Origin of the sequence: Azospirillum lipoferum (genome assembly GCF_024170005.1) — a bacterium.
GTDB classification, from domain to species: Bacteria; Pseudomonadota; Alphaproteobacteria; order Azospirillales; family Azospirillaceae; genus Azospirillum; species Azospirillum lipoferum.
The window spans coordinates 165,779-189,621 of sequence record NZ_JALJXJ010000004.1 but is presented as its reverse complement, the minus strand read 5'-3'; the positions used below and the strand labels follow the sequence as shown (position 1 = coordinate 189,621).

Here is a 23,843-nt window from a genome sequence, read left to right as displayed (position 1 = left end):
ACAAACATATCGTCAGCAGTTTCTTTGTTTCGGAAAGGGTTTCAAAGAATTATTCAAATTAATGACTGCATTACCGTAAAAACGAAAACAAAAGGTTCGCCTCATCAGTGACGGAATGATTTTCATGGTATAGAATACGTTTTGTCGTCCTTTGTCGATCATTCGTACTCTTAACCAGTGAAGTCCTTAATCATGAAGACTGTCGGCAACATTCTCCACGCCATCTCGATCCGGGCGAAGGTCGTGGCGGTCGCAGTGTTCGTCTTTGCCGTGGTCGGGTTGTCCTCTTTCCTCACCATGCGCGATATGGGCCGGCAGACCGAAAATCTGTCGGAGGTGCAGCGCGACGCGCACGATGTGGTCGGCAGTGTCATTCCCCTGGTCTCGCTGGTCTGGGAAATCCGCAACGACGTGGTGCAGACCCAGCAGTGGCTGACCGACATCTCGGCCACCCGCGGGCTGGACGGGATGAATGACGGCCCGGAAAAAGCCGCCGACTATGCCCGCAAGTTCGAGGAGCACACCACCAAGGCCACCGAAGTGGCGCGGGCGCTGAACCTGCCCCAGGTGGTCGGGGAGATCGACAGTACCCGCAAGGCTTTCGGTCCCTATTACGACATGGGCCGGCGGATGGCGCAGGCCTACGTCGATGGCGGGCCGGAGACCGGCAACCGGATCATGGGAGAATTCGACAGCGTCGCCGACGCGATGGGCGACAGCCTGGAAACCCTGGGCGCCAGTGTGGTCGCCGTCAGCGCCGACCGGCTGAAGGAGCTGACCGCCGGCATCGAGGTGGTGCGGGAAACGGCCGACGGTCTGCGCTGGACCCTGACCGGCGCCGGGCTGGTCATCCTGCTGATGGCGTCGGCCTGCGTCGTCTTCCTGGAGGCGGCGATGATCCGCCCGATGGAACGGCTGCGCCGCGTCATGGTCGCGCTGGCCGGCGGCACCCTGGAGGTCGAGGTCGGGCTGGCCGAGCGCCGGGACGAGATCGGCCACATGGCCGACACCGTCCGCGTCTTCCAGAAGGGCGCGCAGGAGAACGCCCGGCTGCGCGCCGCCCAGGAGGAGACCCGCCGCCGCGGCGAGGAGGAACGGCGCCAGGCGCTGGAGGCGATGGCGGAGAAGGTGGAACGCGAGACGCGTGTCGCCGTCGACCATGTGGCGGAGCGCACCAGCCGCATGAGCAGCAATGCGGGCGCCATGGCGGAATCGGCGGTTCATGTCAGCGACAATGCCCAGAACGTCGCCGCCGCCGCCCAGCAGGCGCTGAGCAACGCCGAAACCGTAGCCGCTGCGACCGAGGAACTGTCGGCCTCCATCGGCGACATCGGCATGCAGGTATCAACCGCCACCCAGGTCACCGGCCGCGCGGTGGAGCGGGCCGGGCTCGCCCGATCCACCATCGAACGGCTGTCGGCCTCGGTCGAGCGCATCGGCACCGTCGCCCGGCTGATCGGCGACATCGCCAGCCAGACCAACCTGCTGGCGCTGAACGCCACCATCGAGGCGGCGCGGGCCGGCGACGCCGGGCGCGGCTTCGCCGTGGTGGCGAACGAGGTGAAGAGTCTCGCCAGCCAGACCGCCCGTTCCACCGAGGAGATCGGCTCGCTGATCTCCGAGGTCGAAGCCGTGACGGCTTTGGCCGTCGGCGCTGTCGGCGAGGTGTCGGAGACCATCGACGAGGTGGCCGGCATTTCGTCCTCCATCGCCGCCGCGGTGGAGGAACAGGCGGCGGCGACCCAGGAGATCGCCCGCTCCGTCAACCAGACCAGCGACGCGGCGAAGGAGGTGTCGGCGCGCATCGGCCGGGTCTCGGCCGAAGCCAATTCCACCCAGAGCCGGGCCGACGAGGTGCGGACGGTGGCGGACGACGTCGCCGGCGGCATCGACGCCCTGCGCAACATGCTGGTCCGCGTGGTGCGCACCGCCACCACCGACGTCGACCGCCGCCAGCGTCCGCGTTTCGCCCTGTCGATCGGCGGCGTCCTGGAAGTCCCGGGATCCCGCCCGACGCGTGTCACCATCGCCAACCTGTCGGCCGGCGGCGCCATGGTGACCGGCGTCCCCGACCAGGTGACCGGCGGGACGGTGACCCTGCGCATCGACAGCGTCTCCAGCCCGCTCGCCGCACGGGTCAAGTCCAGCGAGCGTGACCGGCTGCACGTGAAGTTCGACCTGTCCGACGCCGACCAGGAGGACTTCGACCGCGAGGTGGAGCGCCTGACGCGCGGCCTGACGCCGATGACGGCGGTCGCGTGAGCGGGGAGAGGGAGATATGCCCTATAGGCCGATGACCGACAGCCCCCAGCCTACAGCCCGATGAAAGGCTGCATCAGCCGGCCCATCAGTCCGGTGAAGCGCAGCGGCGCGTCGGTCGCGATCAGGCAGATGCAGTCGCGGTGGCTGTCGGCGATGGGCTGGTGGTTGGTGTCACCATCGACCTCCGCCAGATCGCCGGGGCCGTAGCGGCCGAGTTCGTCGGCGAAATGGCCGCTCAGCACCACGGTCAGCTCCAGCCCGCCATGGCCGTGGTGGGGTAGGGCGGTGCCCGGCGCGATGCGCAGAAGCTGCGCCGCGCCGCCGGATGCCGTCCGCGGCAGCAGCTCCACCCGCCGCACGCCGGGGGCCAGACGCTGCCAGGACAGGCCATCGAGTGACGGGACATAGGCGCGCAACGGACGGGGCAGGGGCGAAACCGGGGCCGGCATGGACGCGGCTTTCGGCTTGCTCCAGTGCGGCCTGACGCGCATCGCCTTGCAGGGATTGGCCGGCGCCTCCTCCCGGTCCAGGCGGTCGAGCGTGGCGGCCAGCGACAGCGTCTCCAGCGGGGCCGGCGGCAGATCCTCCAGCAGGGCGCCGCCCAACGCCTCCACCTCGGCCAAGGCGGCGCGGCAGTCGGGGCAATGGGCGAGATGGACGGCGACGGCCAGCGACAGCCCTTCTCCCAGGCTGCCCGCGCCATAGGCCACCAGCAGGGCGTCGCTGGGGTGATGGTTCGGCAGGAAGACTGGGCGGGCGGTGGGTTGGCGGGCGGTCATCGGTCGTCGTCTCCCAACGCCTTGCGGATCTTGGCCATGGCCAGACGCAGGCGCGATTTCACGGTGCCCAGCGGCACGTCGAGCCGTTCGGCGATGGCCGGATGGGCAAGGTCGGCGAAGAAGGACAGCCGCACCACCTCCGCCTGCTCCGGCGTCAGCGCTGCCAGCGCGCCGCGCAGGCGGCGGGCACGGCGGTCGCCGTCCAGCAGTTCGTCGGCCGGGGGCCGGTCGTCCTCATGCTCCAGCAGCTCGTCGTCCGACACCTCCGGATGGCGTTCGCGGCGGAGCGCGTCGATGCGCAGGTTGCGGGCGATGGTGAAGACCCAGGTCGCCGCCTCGGCCTTCGCCGGGTCGTAGAGCGAGGCCTTGCGCCACACCGACAGCAGGGTGTCCTGCGCCAGATCCTCCGCCCGCTGGGCCGGCATGCCGAGCTTCAGCATGTAGGCCTTCACCCGCGGGGCGAAATGGGCGAACAGCCGGGCGAAGGCCTGCCGGTCGCCCGCCGCCACCGCGACCAGATCGGCGGACAGCTGTGCGGCAGCCGGGTCGGCACAGCCGCGGGGCGGCGCTCCGGCTCTCGCGCGGTCCGGTCCGGCGGCGTGCGTCAGAAGTGTGGCCAGGGGGGCGATCATGCTGGGGTTACGCCGACGCCCGCGCTTCGGATCACTGCCGCCCGTCTCTTTTGTCCAGTCGGCCGGGTGGCGGGAATGCGCCAGCGTGGCGATGATCCAACCGCGATCCGCCGCCGTATCCCGGTCACACGCCGAGCCTACCCAAATCGGATAGGGTGCGGCCCCGGACACACCCCTGATTACCGCCAAGACCCCGAAGAGGGCCGCCCCATGCCGCATTTCCCGCCTCAGTCCACCTCCCAGGTCCCGCTCGACATCGCCGTCATCGGCGCCGGCATCGCCGGACTGTCGGCGGCCTGGCTGCTGTCGAAGACGCACCGCGTCACCCTGTACGAGAAGGAGGACCGGCCGGGCGGCCACGCCAACACGGTGGAGACCGATGGCGCCGGCCCGGTGGACACCGGCTTCATCGTCTACAACGAGCCCTGCTATCCCAATCTGGTTGCGCTGTTCGACCATCTGGGCGTGGCCACGCGGGCGACGGACATGAGCTTTTCCGCCTCGCTGGATGGTGGGCGGGTGGAATATGCCGGCAGCTCGCTCACCACCCTGTTCGCGCAGAAGCGCAACCTGCTGCGGCCGCGCTTCTGGCGGATGATCGCCGACCTGCTGCGCTTCTACCGCGAGGCGCCGGGCCTTCTCGCCGAGTTGCAGCAAGGCCCGGCGGCGGAGACGCTGACATTGGGCGACGTGCTGGACCGCGGCGGCTATTCCGACGCCTTCGTCCGCGACCATCTGCTGCCGATGGCCGCCGCCATCTGGTCGACCCCGGCGGTTGCGATGCGCGACCATCCCGCCGCCGCCTTCATCCGCTTCTGCGACAACCACGGCCTGCTGAAGATCAAGGGCCGCCCGGTCTGGCGCACGGTGGAGGGAGGCAGCCGCAGCTATGTCGAACGCATTCTGGCCGACATGCCCGGCGCCCTGCGCCTGAACTGCGCGGTGGAGGGCATCGTCCGCGAGGGAGCCGGTGTCCTGGTGCGCGACCGCCGCGGCGCGGTGCGCACCCATGACCACGTGGTGATCGCCACCCATGCCGATCAGGCGCTTGCCCTGCTGGAGGACGCCGGGGAGGAGGAGCGCCGGCTGCTGGGCGCCTTCGGCTACGAGCGCAACCTCGCCATCCTGCACAGCGACGCCGCCCTGATGCCGAAGCGCCGGGCGGTGTGGTCGAGCTGGAACTATCTGGCCGAGCAGGGCGACAACGGACGTGATGCGGTGTGCGTCACCTACTGGATGAACCGGCTGCAAGGCTTCCTGCCCAGGGAGCGCGACCTGTTCGTCACGCTGAACCCCGTCCGCCCGCCGCGCGAGGGCAGCATCCTGCGCAGCGTGCTCTACGACCACCCCATCTTCGGGATGGAAGCGCTGGCGGCGCAGAAGCAGCTGTGGAGCCTGCAAGGGCGGCGGCGGACCTGGTTCGCCGGCTCCTATTTCGGCGCCGGCTTCCACGAGGACGGGGCGCAGGCCGGCCTCGCGGTGGCGGAGGCGCTCGGTGGCGTGCCGCGGCCCTGGGCCGTGTCGAACCCGTCCGGCCGTATCCATGTGGGACAGACGCCCGCCCAGGCCCCCGGCGCCGCTGAACTGGAGGCGGTGTGATGGAGGTGCCGCGTTTTGCCTCCGGCCTCTATGTCGGCAGCGTGATGCACCACCGGGTGAAACCGGTGCGGCACCGGCTGTCCTACCGGGTGTTCAGCCTGCTGGCCGATCTGGACGAGCTTCCCCGGCTGGACCGCGAGCTGCGGCTGTTCGCACACAATCACTTCGGGCTGATCGGTTTTCACGACCGCGATTTCGGACCGCTGGGTGGTGAATCCCCTCTCCCCCCCAGGGAAAGGGAGATAAGAGACCTCAAGGGCTGGGCCGAAGGCCAGCTTGCCGCTGCCGGCATCGAAGGCGGCGGGCCGGTGCGGCTGCTGTGCTTCCCGCGGGTGCTGGGCTTCGTCTTCAACCCGCTCTGCGTCTGGTTCTGCCACCGGCGGGACGGGACGCTCGCCGCCATCATCCATGAGGTGTCCAACACCTTCGGCCAGCGTCACGCCTATCTGATCCCGGCGGCAGCGGGGCCGGACGGGCTGGTGCGCCAGCACTGCGACAAGCGCTTCTACGTCTCGCCCTTCATGGACATGGAGACAGCCTATCACTTCCGCATCCGCCCGCCCGGCGGTCAGGCGGGGGAGCGGCTGGCGATCTCCATCCGCCAGACCGATGCCGAGGGGCCGGTGCTGCACGCCTCGCTGACCGCCGAGCGGGTGGAACTGAGCGACGGCGCCATCCTGCGCGCCTGGGCCCGCCACCCGCTGATGACCGCCAAGGTGGTCGCCGGCATCCATTGGGAGGCGCTGCATCTGTGGCGCAAGGGGCTGGCGATACGCCCGCGCCCGCCGGCCCCTGTCCATCCCGTGACTGTGGTACGGGGCGCTGACCTAACGAACATCGCCCCCACCCGTTCCTGACCGTTTCCGAGAAGGCTTTCCGCCCATGACCGACATCGCTGCAAGCGCGCTTCGACGTCAGCCCCGGTGGCTGCGGCTTGTGACCGGACGCGACCTGTGGACCGCAGCCCTGGTGAGGATGGTCGGCCGCATCCGCCGGGGCGAGCTGACCCTGCGCCTGCCCGACGGCCGGACCATGGGCGTCGGCGATCCGGCGCAAGGTCCGTGCGCCGACCTGACTCTGCTCGACGATGGCGCGGCACGCCGGCTGCTGCTGGGTGGCGGCATCGGCATGGCGGAAGCCTATGGCGACGGGCTGTGGCGCAGCGGCGACCTGCCGGCGCTGATCGAGCTGGCGATCCGCAACGAGGCGGAGTTGGGCAGCGGTCTTGACGGCAGTCTGCTGGCCGGGTTGGTCAACCGGCTGTTCCACCGCAGCCGCGCCAATTCCCGCCGTGGCAGCCGCCGCAACATCGCCTTCCATTACGACCTGGGCAACGACTTCTACCGGCTGTGGCTCGACCCCGGCATGACCTATTCCTCGGCGCTGTACGAGCGGGAGGATCAGAGCCTGGAGGACGCCCAGGAGGCCAAGATCGCCCGCGCCGCCGAACTGCTGGACCTCCGTCCCGGCGACAGGGTGCTGGAGATCGGCTGCGGCTGGGGCGGCATGGCGGAGCATCTGGCCGGCCGCCGCGGCGCCTCGGTTGTCGGGCTGACCCTGTCGGCCGAGCAACTGGCCTTCGCCCGCGACCGTGTGGACGGAGCGGGACTGGCCGGGCAGGTCGATCTGCGGCTGATGGACTACCGCGATGTTGGCGGCAGTTTCGACCGCATCGTCTCCATCGAGATGATTGAGGCGGTGGGGGAGGAGCATTGGCCGCATTACTTCGCCACCCTGCGCGACCGGCTGCTGCCCGGCGGGGCGGCGGTGGTGCAGGCGATCACCATCGACGACGCCCGCTTCCCGGCTTACCGCCGCAACTGCGACTTCATCCAGCGCCACATCTTTCCCGGCGGCCTGCTGCCCTGCCCGTCGGCCCTGCGTGGCGAAGCGGAGCGGGCCGGGCTGGTGGTCGATCATGCCGAGAGTTTCGGCGCCTCCTATGCCCGCACCTGCGCGGAGTGGCGGCGGCGCTTCCTGGAGGCCGGGCCGCAGGTGGCGGCGCTGGGCTTCGACGAGCGGTTCCGCCGGCTGTGGGACTATTACCTCGCCTATTGCGAGGCCGGGTTCCGCGCCGGGACCATCGATGTCGGGCTCTGGCGCTTCCGCAAGCCGTGAGCGGAGGGCGCCTGAGATGAAGATCGAGGATTTCGCCGGCCGGACGCCGGAACTGCGGATCGAAGACTATTTCGTCGGGCGCACCCAAGCCTGGGGCGTATTCGAGGACCGCTTCGGTACCTTGCGCCGCAGCTTCACCGTCGACATCGACGGGCAGTGGGACGGGCGGGAACTGGTGCTGGACGAACGCTTCCTTTACGCCGACGGCGAGACCGACCGCCGGGTCTGGCGCATCGCCAGGACCGGGGACGGGCTTTATGAGGGGCGGGCCGACGACGTGATCGGCACGGCGTCCGGCCGGGCGGTGGGCAATGCGCTGAACTGGACCTATGAGATGGTGCTGAAGGTCGGCGGCGACCGCTGGCGCGTGCGCTTCGACGACTGGATGTGGCTGCAACCCGGCGATGCGCTTATCAACCGGGCCAATGTCTATCGCTGGGGTCTGTGGATCGGCACGGTCAGTCTGTTCTTCCTGCCCGAAGGCCGGCTGGCACGGCCGGATGCCGTCACCGCGGCGGAACGGCCCCCAGCCGCTGCCGAATGAGGCGCAGAGGGGCGCCGAGCAGCGGCAGACGCAGATAGACATGCTCGCCGGAATCCCAATGGTCGATGTGTTCGGCCACCCGGCCGTCGGCGGCCTGCCGCACCTCGCTGGTACCGATCACGTCCAGGCGGCCGATGCCGGTCACCGTCGCTTCGAACCGCCAGCGCAGGATCGTCAGATCGGCGGCGGACAGCCGGTGGGTGACGGTGAAGCGCAGGTCGCGGCAGCCGTTCAGCGTGTGGACCAGCACCGCACGCACCGCGTCTCGACCGCGGGCGTCGTTGAAGGGGTCGCGGAAGCGCACCTCCGGCACCGTCAGCGCCGGCAGCCGGTCCAGATTGTCGTGGCTGAGCGTCTCGAAAAACTCGGCCCAGGCCTCCAGCCCGGCAGTCCGCGGATCGTCCGTCATGCTCCCGTCGCCTTGCGCACCAGGGGGAAGTAAAGCCGATAGGGCAGGCAACGCGCCAGCTTCAGCTTGCGGACAAAGCGCCGGGGGAAGGTGATCTCGAACCCATCGGCGTCCAGCCCGGCAGCCAGTTCGCAGGCCGCGTCCTCCACCGACATCAGGTCCGGCATGGAAAAGCGGTTGCGCGCGGTCAGCGGTGTGTCGACGAAGCCGGGGCAGACCAGCTGAAGCTTGATCCCAGCGCGGTCGCAGTCGGGTTTCAGCGCTTCGCACAGGTTGATCAGCGCCGCCTTGGTCGGGCCATAGGCCGCCGCGGTCGGCAGGCCGCGGTATCCGGCGACCGAGGCCACCACCGCCACCTGTCCGCGCCCCCGCGCCCGCATCCGCGGCAGCAGTGCCTCCAGCCCATGGACGACGCCCATATAGTTGACCTCCAGCAGCCGGCGGGCGGTGTCGGCGGAGAAGTCCTCCAGCGACATCGGGATATGGGTGCCGGCGTTCAGCACCGCCCGGTCGATCGGTCCCAGCCGGTTTTCGATGGCGGCGACGGTGGCGGCGGTCGCCTTGCGGTCTGTCACGTCCAGCGGGAACATCCGCATGCGGTCGGGCAGCATCTGAACGGCGGCCGTCAGATCCTCGACGGTGCGGGCGGAGAGTGCGACCGATGCCCCGGCCGTGGCGAGATGGATCGCCAGCGCCCGGCCGATGCCGCTGCCGGCCCCGGTGATCCAGGTGACGCCGCGGACCTTGCCGTCCGGATCATTTCCCATCCCACCGTCCGTACCATCCATGGCGCGCGCCCCGCACGGTCAACCCTGGACGATACGCCGTCAGGCTTTTGCCGGATCACAAGATGCTATCACCAGATGCGGCGGGCCAGTTGGTCGCCACGCTCGGACAGGTCGCGCATCAGGGCGCGGGCCTCCTCCTCGCCTGTCCAGCGGGCGACCGACGCGATGCCGTCGGGGGTGTCCGCCGCACCGTCCCGGCCGCCATCTGCGTCGTCCGGCATGCCGAACACCTGTCCGGCCCGGATCTCCACCACTGCGAAGCGGCCGTCGCAGGCCACCAGCCGGAAGCTGCCCTTTTCCTCCACCACCGAAAGCTGGGTCATCGGCCTTCTCCTTGGCGTCGTCGTGTCGGTCGGTTCAACCGGTGGAAGCGCTGGAAGGTTGCGCAGTGGCGAGATTCTTCGCGACAACTGGACAAATTGATAGTATTGAGACTTATTCGCACTTGGTCGCCGTTGCCGTCCGTGTGTCCGCTACAGTTCGTCGGGCCAATAAAATCGCGGCCGAGCGGCGCCGAATTCCCACAAAAAAAGAATGACTCGCCATTGGGCGCAGTCGATTTTCAGTGCGAGTGCGACTCACTCGCATTATAACCGCGGTGGGGTATCTGCTCCGGGCCATCGCTCCGGAGTGCCATCGGGTTTTTGCATCGCGCGTGCCGGGCACGCGCCGAGGGGGAGTTGGACCGCCATGCCGACATCGTTTCGCCACCGTCCTGTCCTGGCCGCCATGTTCGCCGGCACCGGGGCGCTGATGGCCGGCGCCGCCCAGGCACAGGAGGCTGCCGCGCCGGCCGCCGCCGTGCCGGCGGCAGGGCCGGGTGTGGCGCAAGGGGCGGCGCAGGGTGTAGCGCAGGGTGTGCCGGACGCTGCGGCGGCGCTCGCTTCACTGCCGCACGACCTGTCGCCCTGGGGCATGTTCGTGACGGCCAGCCCAGTGGTGCAGGCGGTGATGGTCGGTCTGGCGCTCGCCTCGGTCATCACCTGGACCATCGCCATCGCCAAGACGGTGGAGCTGTCGTCGGCCAAGCGCAAGGCACGCTCGGCGCTGGCGATGCTTGAGGAGTCGCGGTCGCTGTCGCAGGCGGCGGAGCGGGTCGGCTTCAGCCAGGGCACCGCAGCGGTGCTGGTCCGTGCGGTGCTGGCGGAGACCCACCTGTCGGCCGATGCGCCGTCGCGCGACGGGCTGATGGACCGCGCCGCCTCGCGGCTGGAGCGGATCGAGGCGGCGGCCGGCCGGCGCATGGCGCGCGGCACCGGCATCCTCGCCACCATCGGCTCGACCGGCCCCTTCATCGGCCTGTTCGGCACGGTGTGGGGCATCATGACCAGCTTCATCGGCATCTCCAAGGCGCAGACCACCAACCTCGCCGTGGTGGCGCCGGGCATCGCCGAGGCGCTGCTGGCGACCGCCATCGGCCTCGTCGCCGCCATTCCGGCGGTGGTGGTCTACAACGCCTGCAGCCGCGCCATCGGCGGGCACAAGGCCCAGCTGACCGACGCCTCGGCCGCCGTGCTGCGCCTGCTGAGCCGCGATATCGACCGCCATGCGTTGCCGCGTGCCCATGCGGTTCCGGCGCATGCTCCGGCCCATGGCGTTCAGGGGCACGGCAATTCCCGCGCGGCGGAGTAACGGCGATGGGTGCGCGCCTCGGCTCCGGCAACGACGACGATCTGACCGAAACCCATGAGATCAACGTCACGCCCTTCATCGACGTCGTCCTCGTCCTGCTGATCATCTTCATGGTCGCGGCTCCGCTGGCGACGGTGGACGTTCCGGTCGATCTGCCGGCCTCCACCGCGACGCCGACGCCGCGGCCGGACAAGCCGCTGTTCCTGACCATCCAGGCCGACAAGACGCTGTCGCTGGGCGAGACCGCGACGACCAAGGAGGCGCTGGGGGCGGCACTGGACGCCGCCACCCATGGCGACAAGACCCAGAGGGTCTTCCTGCGTGCCGACAAGACCGTCGATTACGGCGCCCTGACCGAGGTGATGAACAGCCTGCGCGCCGCCGGCTACCTGAAGATCGGCCTCGTCGGGCTGGAAGCGGCGCCCGCCCCATGAGCGCCGCCTTCGACCATGGCGCCGTGGACTGGTCCGCCGGGGACGGCGAACGGCCGGCGCGGGGTGCCTTCCGCTGGGGCGGCAGCCTGATGCTGGCGCTGGGCGTCCATGCTGCGGCCGGTGTCGCGATGGTCGCCTGGCATGTGCCGGTCACCCCGTCGGAGGTCGAGCCGCCTGCCGTCCTGCTGGAACTCGCCCCGCTGCCGGTCACCCCGCCGGAGCCGCCGCCGGCCATCGACATCCCAATCGACATCCCCTTGCCGGAACCGATGCCGGAGCCGGTGATCGAACCGCCGCCACCCGAACCCGAACCGGTGATCGAGGAACCGCCCCCGCCGCCGGAGCCGCCCCCCGTGGTCGAGCCGGAAGTCGTGCTGCCCAAACCGCCGCCCGAACCGCCGAAGCCGAAGCCCGAGGTGAAGAAGGAAGCGCCGAAGCCGAAGCCGGAGAAGCCCCAACCGGAAAAGCCAAGGCCGCCGCGCCCGGTGACCCAGCCGGTGCAGCAGGCCCCGGTGGCGGCTCCGCCCGCTCCCACACCCGCTCCTGCTCCGGCGGCCCCGGCGCCGTCGGCGGCACCCAGCCGGGCGGTGCCGACCTGGCAGGGCCGGCTGCTGAGCCATTTGGAACGGCATAAGCGCTATCCGCGCGCCGCCCAGGCCCGCCGGCAGGAGGGCGTCGCCCAGGTCCGCTTCGTCATCGACCGAGAAGGGAATGTCCTGTCGGTCCAGCTCGACCGCAGTTCCGGCGTCAGTGCGCTGGACGAGGAGACGGTGGAGATGGTCCGCCGCGCCTCTCCCCTGCCGGCCCCACCGGAGGAGATGGCGAAGGACCGCATCGAGCTGGTGGTTCCGGTCCAGTTCTTCATCCGCTGATCCGCGGCCCGTCCAACCGCCTGTCCCGTCAGAGCCCGTCCCATGGCCACCGCCAGCAAGCCGCGCAGCCAGCACCCGTGGTACCGCACGCTTCAGACCATCCATCTGTGGGTCGGGCTGATCCTTTGCCTTCCCCTGGTCGTCCTTGGCATCACCGGGTCGATCCTGGTGGTGGACGAGGAACTGCGCGGCTTGATCGGTGACGCACCGGCCAAGGCGTTGGCCGACGGGCCGATGCAGCCGGTCTCCGCAATCCTGGCCGCCGCCCGCGCCGCAGCACCGGCGGGAACCCAGCCGGGCTTTCTGGTCCTGCCGGAAGAGCCGGGCCGTCCCGCGACGGTTCGTCTCGTCGCGGCGCGTGAGCGGGGAGGGGAACGGCCGCAGGGGCCGCAACAGGGGCCGCAGCCGGGGTTGGTAGGCATGCTGACCATCGACCCGGTGTCGCTGGTGCTGGTGGGCGGTGCCGATCCGGCGCAGGCGTCCGGCGGCTTCCTAAGGACGGTCCATCTGCTGCACGGCAACCTGCTGATCCGCGACCGCAGCGGACGGGAGGTCGTCGGCTGGCTGGGTGTGGCGATGCTGGTGCTGGGCGTCAGCGGCCTTGTCCTGTGGTGGCCGCGGCCGGGTCGCTGGAAGGCTGCCTTCACCGTCAAGGCCGGCGCCCGCGGCATCCGCCTGCACCGCGAGCTGCATGGTGCGGTCGGCATCTGGTCGCTGCTGGTCTTCCTGATCGTCAGCTTTTCCGGCGTCTATCTCGCTTTTCCGCAGACGCTGGGGGCCGGCGTGTCGTCGATCCTGCCGGCCCGCGACCTGCGCGCCGCGGTGACGGTGCAGCCGGTGAAGGGGGCTGTCCCCATCGACGTCGACCGGTCGGTCGGCCTGGCGCGCGCGGCAATGCCGGAGGCCGCCCTGCGCTCCGTCTCGCTGCCGGCGCGGCCGGATCAGGCCTACCGCATCGGCCTGGTCCCGGCCGGGCAGGCGCATGGTGCGCCCGGTGCGACGGTGTTCGTCGATCCCTGGACCGCCCAGGTCGCCGAGGTCCGTGATCCGGCTGGCTACAGCGCGGGCGAGACGGTGATCGCGTGGCAGCGCCCGCTGCATGCCGGCGAGGGGCTCGGGCCCGTGTGGAAATGGGCGGTCTTCCTGTCCGGCATCCTGCCGCCGCTGTTCGCCGTCACCGGCACGCTGATGTGGTGGCTGAAGCGCAAGGCCCGCCGCGCCAAGGATGCCGAGCGCGCGGCGGCGCTGGCGGCGGCGGAGTAACGGGGCTCACGCCTCGTGGACTCTGGCCCCCGTCCCCCGTCCCCCGTCCCCTCAATCCAGCGTCGGCTCCATCCGCTGACCGACCCGCCGCTGCGAATCGACGGCGGCGCGCAGGCGGTCGCGGGCGGCACCGCGGCTGCCAGCGGTGGCGGCCGGGCGCAGGCCGTTCAGGGCGGTCAGGAAATTGGTGCCGGCGCGGCCCTTCGGTTCGTTGACAAGCCGGGCCGGCAACGCCGGGATTTCCTGAGTCACCACATCGCGGTCGGCATCGGCCCCCGCCGCATCCGCCGCTTTCGCCTGGGCGCGTGCCTGCTGCGCCTCCGTCCGGGCGCGGGCGACGATGCGTTCGCGCAAATCGACGTCCAGCGTGCGGAAGACGCGCGAGGCCTCGTTCAGTTCGCGTTCCCCTCCACTGTCCAGCGTGCGCTTCAGGGCGTTGGCCAGCAGGCGGCATTCCAGGACGCCGGGCACCCGTTCGCGCTCCACCGCGCGGGCGAGGACGCCGACGGCTTCGAGGGTTTCGCGGTCGAGGGTGCCCTGGGGCATGGTGCGGCCTGATCCGAAAGGGTTACGGCCGACACTATCGGTTGGTACGCGACCTGATTCAACCCGCTTGTTAACCTTTTGTGCGATGCAACTGAGTCAGCGCCCAGCCGTCGCCTCCGGCCGGTCCTGCTCGACGGCGCCGCGGCGTTGCAGCCATTCGGCGATCATCCAGCAGAAGGCCGCCCAGGCGGCACCGACGCTCCATCCGGCCAGCACGTCGGTCGGCCAATGGACGCCCAGATAGACGCGGCTCGACCCGATCACCAGCGTCAGCAGCATCGCCCAGGTCAGCAGATAGGCCTTGGTCCGCCGGCCCTCGACGAACTGGGTCAGCAGGGCGCCCAGCGTCAGGTAGACGACGGCCGACTGCATGGCATGGCCGCTGGGGAAGCTGGCGGAAATCACCTCGTCGCCATGCGGCACCAGATCGGGGCGGGCACGGTCGAACAGCATCTTCAGCACGGTGCTGAGCGTCCCGCCGCCGCCGACCGACACCAGCACCAGCAGGGCCGCCGCCCGCTTGTGCAGCAGCAGCAGGAAGCCCAGCGTGGCGACGGTCAGGATGGCGAGGATGGTGGTGCTGCCGAGCGAGGTGATGTCGCGCGCCACGCGCGCCAGCCACCAGGGTCCGCCGGGCTGGTCGGGGTTCAGCGGATCGCGGAGCGCCAGCAGGATGCGCTTGTCGAAGGCGGTGGTCTCCCCCTCCATCACCTCGCCGGCCAGTTCGACGAAACCGAACAGCAGGCCGGCGATGACCGAGAGGCCGACCAGCATGCCAGGCTGGTGACGGCTGAGCTTCGCCCAGAAACCGTTTCTGTCAGAACCGTTTCCAGCCCCGCCCCCAACTCCTTCGTTCCGGCTCACCCGCACCCTCCATCCCTGTTGCCGTTCAGGCGGGAGAGAGCAGCCGCACCGGTGAGCCGGCCGTCCAGGCCAGGATGTCTTCCAGGGCGTCGCGGTAGAACACCGCGTAATTCTCCCGCGTCACGTAGCCCAGATGGGGCGTCAGCACGGTGTTGGGAAGGTCAAGCCAAAGGCTGTCTTTTGGCAGAGGCTCGATCGGGAAGACGTCGATGCCGGCGCCGCCGATATGGCCGTGGCGCAGCGCATGGACCAGCGCCGTCTCGTCCACCAGTCCGGCGCGCGAGGTGTTGATGAAGAGAGCGGTCGGCTTCATCGCGCCGATCTCCGCGGCTCCGACCACGCCGCGGGTGCGTTCGCTCAGCACCAGATGGACGCTGACCACGTCGGCGGTCGCGAACAGCTCGCGCTTCTCCACGCGGGTCACGCCGGCTTCGGCGGCGCGTTCGTCGGTCAGGTTGGGGCTCCAGGCCACCACCTCCATGCCGAAGGCCTGACCGACCCTGGCGACCTTGCTGCCGAGCTTGCCCAGGCCGACCAGTCCCAGCCGCTTGCCGCCGAGATCGCCGGTCAGGCCGGTCTGCCAGCGGCCCTCGCGCAGCGCCCGCTCTTCAGCCGGGATGCGCTTGGCCAGCGCCAGGATCAGGCCCCAGGTCAGTTCTGCCGTCGGCGCGCCCACCATGCGGGTGCCGCAGACGGGGATGCCGCGGGCGGCGCAGGCCTTCAGGTCGATGGCGTTGTTGCGGGCGCCGGTGGTGACCAGCAGCTTGAGGTTCGGCAGCCGCTCGATCAGCGATGCGGGAAACGGCGTGCGTTCCCGCATGATCACCAGAACGTCGAAGGGCTCCAGTGCCGCCGTCACCGCGTCCTGATTTCCGAGCGGTTGCTCGAAAACCGTCAGGCTGCTTCCCACCGGAAGCTGCGACCAGTCGGCGAGGTCGCGGGCGACCCCCTGGTAGTCGTCGAGGATGGCGATGCGCATGGAGCCCGTCCCCCTTTACTTGGTGAAGTAGGGCGCCAGGTTGGCGCGGATACGGTCGAGGATCGGGACGGCGGTCGCCGGCACCTCGAACGGGCGGCCGGTGATGGTCTCGCCGGCTTCGATGTAGACGCGCGCCGCTTCCAGCACCACGTCGGCGGGGATTTCCGGAACGTCCTGGGTGTAGGGATCGCAACGGGCGACGACCCAGTTGCGGACGAAGTCCTTGTCGAAGCTCTCCGGCTTCCCGCCAGCCTCGAACCGCTCCTGATAGCTGCCGGCGAACCAGTAGCGCGAGCTGTCGGGGGTGTGGATCTCGTCGGCCAGCAGGATGTTGCCGTCCTCATCGAAGCCGAACTCGTACTTGGTGTCGACCAGGATCAGGCCGCGGTCCGCCGCCATCTTCTGGCCGCGGGCGAAGAGGGCCAGCGCCTTGTCCGACACCTCGGCCCACTGGGCGCGGGTCAGCAGGTTGCGCTCCACGATCTCGGCCGCGGTCAGCTCCTCGTCATGGCCGGCGTCGAAGGCCTTGGTGGTCGGCGTGATGATCGGGGTGCCGAGCTTCTGGTTCTGGCGCAGCCCGTCGGGGAAGATGTGGCCGTACATCTCGCGCCGGCCCTGCTTGTACATCGACCAGATCGAGGTGCCGGTGGTGCCGGCCATATAGTCGCGGACCACGACCTCGACCGGCATGATGGTCAGCCGCTTCGCCACCACCACGTTGGGATCCGGGTATTCCAGAACGTGGTTGGCGCAGATGTCCTTCGTCGCCTCGAACCAGAAGCGGGCGGTCTGGGTCAGCACCTGCCCCTTGAACGGGATGGCGGTCAGGGCGCGGTCGAAGGCCGACAGCCGGTCGGTGGTGATCAGGATCCGCCGCCCATCCGGAAGGTCGTAGTTTTCACGCACCTTGCCGCGGTAATGATTGGGCAGCTCCGGGATGAAGGCGTCGCGAAGAACGTTGGTCAGGTGCGGGGCGAGCAGGGCGGTGTCAACCATGGGATCCTGGTCCGGATGCAGGGGCGGATGCGAGAGGCGCGCATGATACCCGAAACCCCTGCCGGAGCCAGGACGCTAATTTCAGGAGGGAGGATCGCTGTCCGATGCATGACGGGACCATCGAAATGCCGGCCACCGGGACCGTAACCGGGCCTGCCGGCGACTATGTCCTGGCGCCCGGTCTCATCCGTGTCTGGTTCGCCGATTTGACCGCCCTCTCGGCACACAAGGCTGCGATGCGCGCCCTGCTGTCCAACGACGAGGTCGAGCGCGCCGACCGCTTCATGATGGAACGGCTGACCGACCGCTTCATCCTGCGCCGCGGGCTGCTGCGGCTGCTGCTGGGGCGCTGCACGGGCCGTGACCCGGCGGGGCTGGTCTTCGATTACGGCACCCACGGCAAGCCGGCGCTGCCCGGCGGCCCGGCCTTCAACCTCAGCGACAGCGAGGACAGCCTCGCCATCGCCGTGGCGGCGGAGGGGCGGATCGGTGTCGACATCGAACGGCTGCGCCCGATCGAGAGCGCCGACGGCATCGCCGACCGCTTCTTCCACATCGCCGAGCGCGCGGCATTGCAGGGGCTGGCGCCGGAACGGCGTGACGAGGGATTCCTGCTGGCCTGGACGCGGAAGGAGGCCTTCATCAAGGCGGCCGGCGTCGGGCTGTCGATGCCGCTCGACCAGTTCGCGGTGGAGGTGAGGCCGGATGCACCGCCGGCCCTGCTGGAGATCGGCGAGGATTTGCGCGGCGATGTCGGCGTGCCGGCGGACTGGAGCCTGTTCGACCGCCGGGTGCTTCCAGGCACCATCGCCGCCATCGCGGCGCACGGCACCGGCTGGATAGTGGAGGGGCGGGTGATGGATGCGGGGTTCGTGGGGTAGGGGGAGCTTCCTTCACTCCCCGCCGGCCAACGTCCCGGTCAGGCGGTTGCGGATGGCGGAGACGGCGCATTCCAGCGGGCGGTCGTCGTCTGGCTTGGGGGCCTTGTCCATCACGTCGGGGCACATGTCCTGCGCCAGCCACACCTGCGGCTTGGGCGGGACCGGAGCGTTGGGGTCGCAGGTGGCGGGGTCGGGGTGGGTTTCCTCGGTGCTGCCATGGGTCGGCTTGACCTCCAGGTTCGGCGAGACGCCGAAGCAGTCCACCAGCGCCCCCGACGGGCGGTAGTAGCGGGCGGTGGTCAGGCGGATGCCGGTGTCGACGCTGAGCGAGGAAATCGTCTGCACCGACCCCTTGCCGTAGGAGCGGGAGCCGAACAGCAGCGCGCGGTGATGGTCCTGCAGCGCGCCGGCGACGATTTCCGACGCCGAGGCCGAACCGCTGTTGATCAGCACCACCACCGGCAGGCCGGCCATCAGGTCGCCGGCGGTGCCGCGGTAGGTGCGGGATTCCTCCGGATCGCGACCGCGGACCGACACGATGTCCACCGTCTCCAGGAAACGGTCGGCCACCTGCACCGCCTGCTCCAGCAGGCCGCCGGGGTTGTTGCGCAGGTCGATGACGGCGCCGGTCAGCCGACCCTTGGCCTGCCGGCGCATGTCCTCGATCGCTGCGTCCAGCGCCGAGGAGGTCGACTGGTTGAAGGTGGCGATGCGGACATAGGCGACGTTGCCCTCCAGCCGATAACGCACCGGCTGGATCTTGACGATGGCGCGGGTCAGCGAAACGCGGGTGTTGGCGTCGGTCGCCGGCGGGCGGCGGATCGACAGGGCGACCGAACTGCCGACCGGCCCGCGCATGCGGGCGACGGCGTCGTGCAGGTTCAGCCCCTTCACCGCCACGTCGTCGATGCGGGCGATCAGGTCGCCGCTGCGCAGGCCGGCGCGGGCGGCGGGTGAGCCGTCGATGGGGGAGACGACCTTGATCAGGCCGCTTTCCTCATCCATCGTCACCTCGATGCCCAGGCCGCCGAACTCGCCCTGGGTCTGTTCGCGCAGGTAGCGGTAGCGCTCGGCGTCGAGGAAGCTGGAATAGGGGTCGAGCGAGCCCAGCATGCTGTCCAGCGCCGCCTCGGTCAGCATGCGGTCGCTGGCCTTCGGGTTCTCCGCCTTCTTCTTCTTCAGCCCGTCTTCCGCCTTGTCGATCAGCACCTGCGGGTCGAAGGACTTCACATGCTCCGTCAGGACGCGGCGCATGGCGTCGGAGAAGAGGACGTAATTGCGGTCGGCGGTGGACAGCGAGCCATAGCCGCGGACCTTGGCGAAATCGGTGCGGTAGCGGTCGAGCGCCGCGACGGTGTCGGCACGGCTGGCGGGGGCCACGGCGCAAGCGGGCCCGATCGCCACCATCATCAGCAGCAAGGCAGCCAGCAGCTTCGCCATCCTTGGACCCTCTTGACTGGCCGATCCGGCCGGCGGTCTTACACGCATCGTTCACTATACCAGGGTTTCGCCGGTTGCCCGACCCTAGCACGTCGTTCGCCCATTCTCAAAGTCCACCCCGATTTCGGCAAGAGGGCATGCCGGGGGTGGAACGGCCAAACCGCGCAATGGAGCGGACTCCTGAAATAGGATGCACAAACAGCGATGTCGCGCGCCCCCCTGGGGCGCGCGACCGGCGTGAAGGGATGAGCACTTTCGGAGGGGACCAGGCAGGCCGGGGAGATGCGCTCAGTAGGCGCCGCTGCCCTTCACCACGACGCGCACGGTGCGCAGCATGATGCCGATGTCGGCCCAGAAGTTCCAGCCGACGACATAGGCGGTGTCGAGCTGGACGCGGCGCACATAGTCGACGTCGCTGCGGCCGCTGACCTGCCACAGCCCGGTCAGGCCGGGGCGGCAGCGGGTGTAGAAGGGGAAGCAGGCGTGGTAGTAGGACACCTCGTCATCGATGATCGGGCGCGGGCCGACCAGGCTCATGTCGCCACGCAGCACGTTGATCAGCTGCGGCAGTTCGTCCAGGCTCGACTTGCGCAGGAAGCGGCCGACCGGGGTGATGCGCGGGTCGTTGCGCAGCTTGCGCGTCGCCAGCCATTCGGCGCGCGCCGTCTCGTCGGTGGCGAGCAGCCGTTCCAGCACCTCGGCGGAATTGACCACCATGGAGCGGAACTTCAGGCAGGTGAAGGGACGCCCGTCGGCACCGATGCGCCGGTGGCCGAACACCGCCGGGCCGCCGTCGCGCGCCACCATCCAGGCCAGCACGAGCATCAACGGCCCGAAAACGGCAAGCAGCGCCAGCGAGCCGACGATGTCGAAGGCGCGTTTGACGCGGTGCCTGTGCAAGGGGGGACAACCGGGGAGCCGATCCATCGCCTGCATCGCCGACCGGGTTCCGGCCATACGGCCGGGGTCCAGACGGGGAGCGCCCAAAAGAGCGATGTTGGACAACGCCATCGTATTCTCTCGTCGCTGATCGTCTCTGGTCAGAGCATAGGACCATCCGGGAGAGGCAACGGCCAGCGCGCGAAAGGGGTCCCGCCAATGGGACCGCTTCTTTGGAAACAGCGGGTTAGCCCGCCGGTACGTATCAGCAGATCCGGGGAAGCTGTTCTCCGGTCAGCCAATCGACGATCCGGTGGCCGCCGAACCGGGTCTCCATCTGAACGAAACGGTGGGCGTCTTCCACCACCCGTCCGATGCAGGCGGCGTCCCGTCCCAGCGGATGATCGCGCATGACGGACAGCAGCCGGTCGCACTCCTCCCCGGCGCAGATCGCGATCAGCTTACCTTCGTTGGCGGCATAGAGTGGGTCGAGGCCCAACAATTCGCAGGCCGCCGTTACCTGCGCCCGCACCGGGATATCGGATTCGCGCAGCCGCATGCCGACGCCGGACTGGTGGGCGATCTCGTTCAGCGTCGTCGCCAGTCCGCCGCGGGTGGGATCGCGCAGCACATGGACGTCGGGCACCGCTGCCACCATCGCCGCGACCAGCCCGTTCAGCGCGGCGCTGTCGGACAGGATCGCCGTCTCGAAGCCCAGATTGTCGCGGGTCGACATGATGGCGACGCCATGGTCGCCCATGGTGCCGCTGACCAGGATCGCGTCGCCCGGCCGCGCCCGGTCGCCGGACGGCGCGACGCCGGGCGGCACCATGCCGATGCCGGTGGTGGTGATGAAGACCCCGTCGCCCTTGCCGCGCTCCACCACCTTGGTGTCGCCCGACACGATGGCGACCCCCGCTTCGCGCGCCGCGGCGGCCATGCTGTCGACCACCCGCTTCAGGTCGGCGAGCGGGAAGCCCTCTTCTATGATGAAGCCGGCGGTCAGGTGCAGCGGCACCGCACCCGCCATGGCGACGTCGTTCACCGTGCCGTGGACGGCCAGCGAGCCGATGTCGCCACCAGGGAAGAACAGCGGCGAGACGACGAAGCCGTCGGTCGTCATCACCATGCGCCCGCCCGGCACCTCGAAGGCGGCCTGGTCGTTGCCCTGGTCGAGATACGGGTTGGCGAAGGCGGCGGCGAACAGCTCGCGCACCAGCTGTGCCATCGCCTTGCCGCCCGACCCGTGGGTCATGTCCACCGCCCCGCGGGCGATGTCGAGCTTGCGGGTGAAGAGGCGGCGGTCGGTCATGGCGGGGGTCCGGGTGGTCGGCGGGTGTGTGGAGAGGTGTTGTGTCTGCGTCAGGCCGCGGCGTCCGCGACCTCGGCCAGCAGAGCGAGCGTTCGCTCGGCCTCCTCCGCATCCAGGCGGGACAGGGCGTAGCCGACATGGACGATCACGTAATCGCCGACGGCGACGTCCTCCACCAGCTCCAGCGAGCAGGTGGAGGTGACACCGCCCAAGCTGACGGTGGCGCGGTCGTCGGGCAGCAGGGCGGTCACCAAGGCGGGGACGGCAAGGCACATGGCGGCGACCCTCCGGTCAGATGGCAGCGGAAGCAGCGTGGGAGGCGCGGGCCTCGGCCAGCCCGTCGGCGATCCAGTCGTACCACTCCTCCAGCCCCTGGCCGGTGGTGGCCGACAGCTGGATCACCGCCAGCGACGGGTTCAGGCGCTGGGCATAGCCGATCATGCGCTCGACATCGAAGGTCAGATGCGGCAGCAGGTCGATCTTGTTGACGACCAGCAGGTCGGCGCGGACGAACATGTCCGGGTATTTCAGAGGCTTGTCCTCCCCCTCCGTCACCGACAGGACGACGACGCGGTGGGTCTCGCCCAGGTCGAAGCCGGCGGGGCAGACCAGATTGCCGACATTCTCGACGAACAGCACGCCGTCTGCCGTGAACTGGCCCCCGGCCGCCAACTTGTCGGCCGCCTGCGCCACCATGGAAGCGTCGAGGTGGCAGCCCTTGCCGGTGTTGACCTGTACCGCCGGGGTGCCGGTGGCGCGGATGCGGTCGGCGTCGAAGCTGGTCTGCTGGTCGCCCTCGATCACCGCGACCGGGAAGCGGCCCTTCAGGTCGGTCAGGCTGCGGGTCAGCAGGGTGGTCTTGCCCGAGCCCGGGCTGGACATCAGGTTCAGCACGAACACGCCGCGCTCGGCGAAGCGGCAGCGGTTGACGGCGGCCAGCCCGTCGTTCTTCGCCAGGATGTCGCGTTCGATGGTGACCAGCCGCGGCTGGTTCAGCGCGGCGCCGCCGTCGATGGCGTCCGGACGGTCGGGGCGGTGGTGGTCATGGGTGTGGCCGTGATCGTGATGGTGGTGGTCATGCCCGTGATCAGGGTGCCCGTGGTCGTTATGGCTGTGGCGGAACACCGTGCCGTCGGGGGCGACATGCTCGTGGGTGTCGTCATGGTGATGGTGGGCATGGTGGTGCGCCTCGCCGTGGCGGTGGCGGTAGACCTTGCCGTCGGGGCCGATATGCTCATGCCCGGCATCGGCGGCCTTGCCGTCGATCCCCTTGCCATCGATCCGGGTCTCGCCTTCGCCGCATCCGCAAACCGTGCACATCACGCGCTCTCCCACTCGTCAATCCGCCAGACGCCCGCCCATCATCGACTTGCCCGCGGGCTTCGGCAAGCGATCCTCATTCCTGGACTTCTATGCCGCAGGCGACGCAGGGATCCAGCATCGCGACCAGCAGCCGCGCCCGCTCCACCGCATCGTCTCGGTCGCGCACCGGTGCCCCGGCCAGACCGCGCGCCAGCGGGCCGTCGGCGGCGAAGTTCCAGTCGGTCGGCGCCACCATCCGGGCATCGGCCAGCCGGTCATCCCCGTCCAGCCGCAGCCAGTGGGCGAGCCGCCCGCGCGCCGTTTCCGCCACGCCGCAGCCCCCGCCCGGAGCTGACGAACCGGCGGCAACCGGGTCGGCCGGCTGAAGCGCCGTGATGGTTGCCGCCATCCGCTGCGGCAGCTCGGCCAGATCGGCGAGCCGCGCCGCGAACAGCCGGGCCAGACCATCGCCGAAGCGTTCCGTCACCGAGACGACCAGCGGATGGTCGGCCTGCCGCTCCAGCGGGCCGGTCAGGGCCGGGGCATCGTTGCATTGGGGATTGGAGGCGAAGGCCGGATCGCCGGCCAGCGCCGCCGCGAACCAGCCGGGCGACCGTTCGCCGAGCAGGGGCACCCCGCAGGCTCCCCAGCCGGCCAGATCGGGCGACAGCAGCCGTCCTGCCAGCCGGGCCGCGTCGCTGCCGCTGCGTGTCGCCCAGCGGGCGAGGTCGTCGGCATCCTGGGGGCGCGGGCCGGTGAAGACGGTGGCATCCAGCCATCCGGCCATCCGTGTCAGCGCGTCTCGCAGGGCCGCCTTGTCCGGCCGCAAAACGCCGCCGCCGGGACGCAGCCCGTCCTTGGCAGGATAGAGCGCAGGCATGACGACCGACACCGCTGCCCGCAGGTCGCGCAAGGCGACGGGCCGCGGTGGGGCGCCCAGGCGCGCTGGCCATTCGACCACGGCCTGCCAGCCATGGCTGTCCAGCGCCTCCGCATCGGTCAGCAGGGCGCGAGCGGTTTCGTGGGAGGTGGCGTCGATTCCCAGTGCCGCTTCGCAGGCGCGGGCGACGGCCAGTCCCTGGGCGCTGCCGCACAGGCTGAACAGCAGCGGCGCCAGCCGCACCGCCTCCTCCGCCTTGTGGCCGACCAGGGCGGCAACGGCACGCGGGCGCCGGGTGGCGACTTCGGCCCGTTGAATGACCATGCCGTCCTTGGCGCCGTCCAGCCACAGCCGGACGGATACCGAACCCTCTCCGGGAAGCGTTGTGGTGGACATCGGGGATTCCTGGCGCGTCATCGGCCGGTATCCTGA

The 23,843-nt window shown here is 69.8% G+C and carries 25 protein-coding genes; 10 read left to right on the top strand and 15 right to left on the bottom strand.

The window, feature by feature from the left end:
- Positions 1-192: 192 nt before the first annotated feature.
- On the top strand, positions 193-2,262 hold the full coding sequence (locus J2848_RS11015) for a methyl-accepting chemotaxis protein (protein ID WP_246193806.1): 2,070 nt from the start codon (positions 193-195) through the stop codon (positions 2,260-2,262).
- Positions 2,263-2,312: 50 nt separating this feature from the next.
- Here J2848_RS11015 and J2848_RS11010 read toward each other — a convergent pair whose 3' ends face one another.
- Positions 2,313-3,041: a ChrR family anti-sigma-E factor gene (locus tag J2848_RS11010; RefSeq protein ID WP_149231054.1), complete on the bottom strand. Its 729-nt coding sequence runs from the start codon at positions 3,039-3,041 to the stop codon at positions 2,313-2,315.
- Positions 3,038-3,673, bottom strand: a complete 636-nt coding sequence (locus J2848_RS11005; protein ID WP_149231053.1) for a sigma-70 family RNA polymerase sigma factor — start codon at positions 3,671-3,673, stop codon at positions 3,038-3,040. The genes J2848_RS11010 and J2848_RS11005 overlap by 4 nt, the downstream gene beginning before the upstream one ends.
- A gap of 210 nt (positions 3,674-3,883) precedes the next feature.
- Between J2848_RS11005 and J2848_RS11000 the strand changes: the two genes are divergently transcribed.
- From J2848_RS11000 to J2848_RS10985, 4 genes are all read left to right on the top strand, one after another.
- Complete coding sequence (locus J2848_RS11000; RefSeq protein ID WP_149231052.1) at positions 3,884-5,272, top strand: NAD(P)/FAD-dependent oxidoreductase; 1,389 nt, start codon at positions 3,884-3,886, stop codon at positions 5,270-5,272.
- Entirely contained in the window at positions 5,272-6,129 is an 858-nt protein-coding gene (locus J2848_RS10995; RefSeq protein ID WP_149231051.1) for a DUF1365 domain-containing protein, read from the top strand. Before J2848_RS11000 ends, J2848_RS10995 begins: the two co-directional genes overlap by 1 nt.
- A 79-nt stretch (positions 6,130-6,208) precedes the next feature.
- The gene (locus tag J2848_RS10990; RefSeq protein ID WP_318605049.1) at positions 6,209-7,390 is read left to right on the top strand and encodes a cyclopropane-fatty-acyl-phospholipid synthase family protein; all 1,182 of its coding nucleotides are present in this window, start codon (positions 6,209-6,211) and stop codon (positions 7,388-7,390) included.
- A 16-nt stretch (positions 7,391-7,406) separates the two neighbouring features.
- Entirely contained in the window at positions 7,407-7,934 is a 528-nt protein-coding gene (locus J2848_RS10985) for a DUF3833 domain-containing protein (RefSeq protein ID WP_149231049.1), read from the top strand.
- Here J2848_RS10985 and J2848_RS10980 read toward each other — a convergent pair.
- From J2848_RS10980 to J2848_RS10970, 3 genes are all read right to left on the bottom strand, one after another.
- Entirely contained in the window at positions 7,897-8,343 is a 447-nt protein-coding gene (locus tag J2848_RS10980) for a nuclear transport factor 2 family protein (RefSeq protein WP_149231048.1), read from the bottom strand. The two genes, J2848_RS10985 and J2848_RS10980, sit on opposite strands and share 38 nt — an antisense overlap.
- Positions 8,340-9,110 carry an SDR family NAD(P)-dependent oxidoreductase gene (locus J2848_RS10975; protein WP_149231047.1) on the bottom strand — a complete coding sequence of 257 codons (771 nt, stop codon included), beginning with the start codon at positions 9,108-9,110 and terminating at the stop codon, positions 8,340-8,342. Before J2848_RS10975 ends, J2848_RS10980 begins: the two co-directional genes overlap by 4 nt.
- 89 nt (positions 9,111-9,199) lie before the next feature.
- Positions 9,200-9,454 carry a hypothetical protein gene (locus J2848_RS10970; protein WP_149231046.1) on the bottom strand — a complete coding sequence of 85 codons (255 nt, stop codon included), beginning with the start codon at positions 9,452-9,454 and terminating at the stop codon, positions 9,200-9,202.
- Positions 9,455-9,821: 367 nt separating this feature from the next.
- Here J2848_RS10970 and exbB point away from each other — a divergent pair, with 367 nt between their 5' ends.
- The 4 genes from exbB to J2848_RS10950 are packed head-to-tail and all read left to right on the top strand — an operon-like array spanning position 9,822 to position 13,332.
- Positions 9,822-10,763 carry a tonB-system energizer ExbB gene (gene exbB / locus J2848_RS10965; RefSeq protein WP_246193805.1) on the top strand — a complete coding sequence of 314 codons (942 nt, stop codon included), beginning with the start codon at positions 9,822-9,824 and terminating at the stop codon, positions 10,761-10,763.
- A gap of 5 nt (positions 10,764-10,768) precedes the next feature.
- Positions 10,769-11,197: a TonB system transport protein ExbD gene (exbD, locus tag J2848_RS10960; RefSeq protein ID WP_149231045.1), complete on the top strand. Its 429-nt coding sequence runs from the start codon at positions 10,769-10,771 to the stop codon at positions 11,195-11,197.
- Positions 11,194-12,069: an energy transducer TonB gene (locus J2848_RS10955; RefSeq protein ID WP_149231044.1), complete on the top strand. Its 876-nt coding sequence runs from the start codon at positions 11,194-11,196 to the stop codon at positions 12,067-12,069. The genes exbD and J2848_RS10955 overlap by 4 nt, the downstream gene beginning before the upstream one ends.
- Before the next feature lie 42 nt (positions 12,070-12,111).
- Entirely contained in the window at positions 12,112-13,332 is a 1,221-nt protein-coding gene (locus J2848_RS10950; protein ID WP_149231043.1) for a PepSY-associated TM helix domain-containing protein, read from the top strand.
- A 51-nt stretch (positions 13,333-13,383) separates the two neighbouring features.
- On the opposite strand, the gene J2848_RS10945 is transcribed toward J2848_RS10950, so the two are convergent.
- From J2848_RS10945 to J2848_RS10930, 4 genes are all read right to left on the bottom strand, one after another.
- Entirely contained in the window at positions 13,384-13,878 is a 495-nt protein-coding gene (locus tag J2848_RS10945) for a hypothetical protein (RefSeq protein WP_149231042.1), read from the bottom strand.
- 96 nt (positions 13,879-13,974) lie between these two features.
- Entirely contained in the window at positions 13,975-14,652 is a 678-nt protein-coding gene (locus J2848_RS10940; RefSeq protein ID WP_246193804.1) for a phosphatase PAP2 family protein, read from the bottom strand.
- A 115-nt stretch (positions 14,653-14,767) separates the two neighbouring features.
- Positions 14,768-15,721, bottom strand: a complete 954-nt coding sequence (locus J2848_RS10935) for a D-2-hydroxyacid dehydrogenase family protein (RefSeq protein WP_149231040.1) — start codon at positions 15,719-15,721, stop codon at positions 14,768-14,770.
- A gap of 15 nt (positions 15,722-15,736) precedes the next feature.
- Positions 15,737-16,717, bottom strand: a complete 981-nt coding sequence (locus J2848_RS10930; RefSeq protein WP_149231039.1) for a phosphoribosylaminoimidazolesuccinocarboxamide synthase — start codon at positions 16,715-16,717, stop codon at positions 15,737-15,739.
- A 104-nt stretch (positions 16,718-16,821) separates the two neighbouring features.
- Between J2848_RS10930 and J2848_RS10925 the strand changes: the two genes are divergently transcribed.
- A complete protein-coding gene (locus J2848_RS10925; RefSeq protein WP_149231038.1) occupies positions 16,822-17,598 on the top strand; it encodes a 4'-phosphopantetheinyl transferase family protein in 777 nt (258 codons plus the stop codon).
- Positions 17,599-17,610: 12 nt separating this feature from the next.
- On the opposite strand, the gene J2848_RS10920 is transcribed toward J2848_RS10925, so the two are convergent.
- The 6 genes from J2848_RS10920 to J2848_RS10895 all read right to left on the bottom strand — a co-directional run bounded on the left by J2848_RS10920 (position 17,611) and on the right by J2848_RS10895 (position 23,807).
- Complete coding sequence (locus J2848_RS10920; protein ID WP_149231037.1) at positions 17,611-19,038, bottom strand: S41 family peptidase; 1,428 nt, start codon at positions 19,036-19,038, stop codon at positions 17,611-17,613.
- Positions 19,039-19,326: 288 nt separating this feature from the next.
- On the bottom strand, positions 19,327-20,049 hold the full coding sequence (locus tag J2848_RS10915; RefSeq protein WP_246193803.1) for a sugar transferase: 723 nt from the start codon (positions 20,047-20,049) through the stop codon (positions 19,327-19,329).
- Between the two features lie 133 nt (positions 20,050-20,182).
- Entirely contained in the window at positions 20,183-21,229 is a 1,047-nt protein-coding gene (hypE, locus tag J2848_RS10910; RefSeq protein WP_149231036.1) for a hydrogenase expression/formation protein HypE, read from the bottom strand.
- Between the two features lie 50 nt (positions 21,230-21,279).
- Positions 21,280-21,504 (bottom strand): HypC/HybG/HupF family hydrogenase formation chaperone, encoded by a 225-nt coding sequence (locus tag J2848_RS10905; RefSeq protein WP_136701240.1) that lies wholly within the window; start codon positions 21,502-21,504, stop codon positions 21,280-21,282.
- Between the two features lie 16 nt (positions 21,505-21,520).
- The gene (hypB, locus tag J2848_RS10900; RefSeq protein ID WP_149231035.1) at positions 21,521-22,549 is read right to left on the bottom strand and encodes a hydrogenase nickel incorporation protein HypB; all 1,029 of its coding nucleotides are present in this window, start codon (positions 22,547-22,549) and stop codon (positions 21,521-21,523) included.
- A gap of 76 nt (positions 22,550-22,625) precedes the next feature.
- Positions 22,626-23,807: a nickel-dependent hydrogenase large subunit gene (locus J2848_RS10895; RefSeq protein ID WP_246193802.1), complete on the bottom strand. Its 1,182-nt coding sequence runs from the start codon at positions 23,805-23,807 to the stop codon at positions 22,626-22,628.
- Between the last annotated feature and the right edge of the window lie 36 nt (positions 23,808-23,843).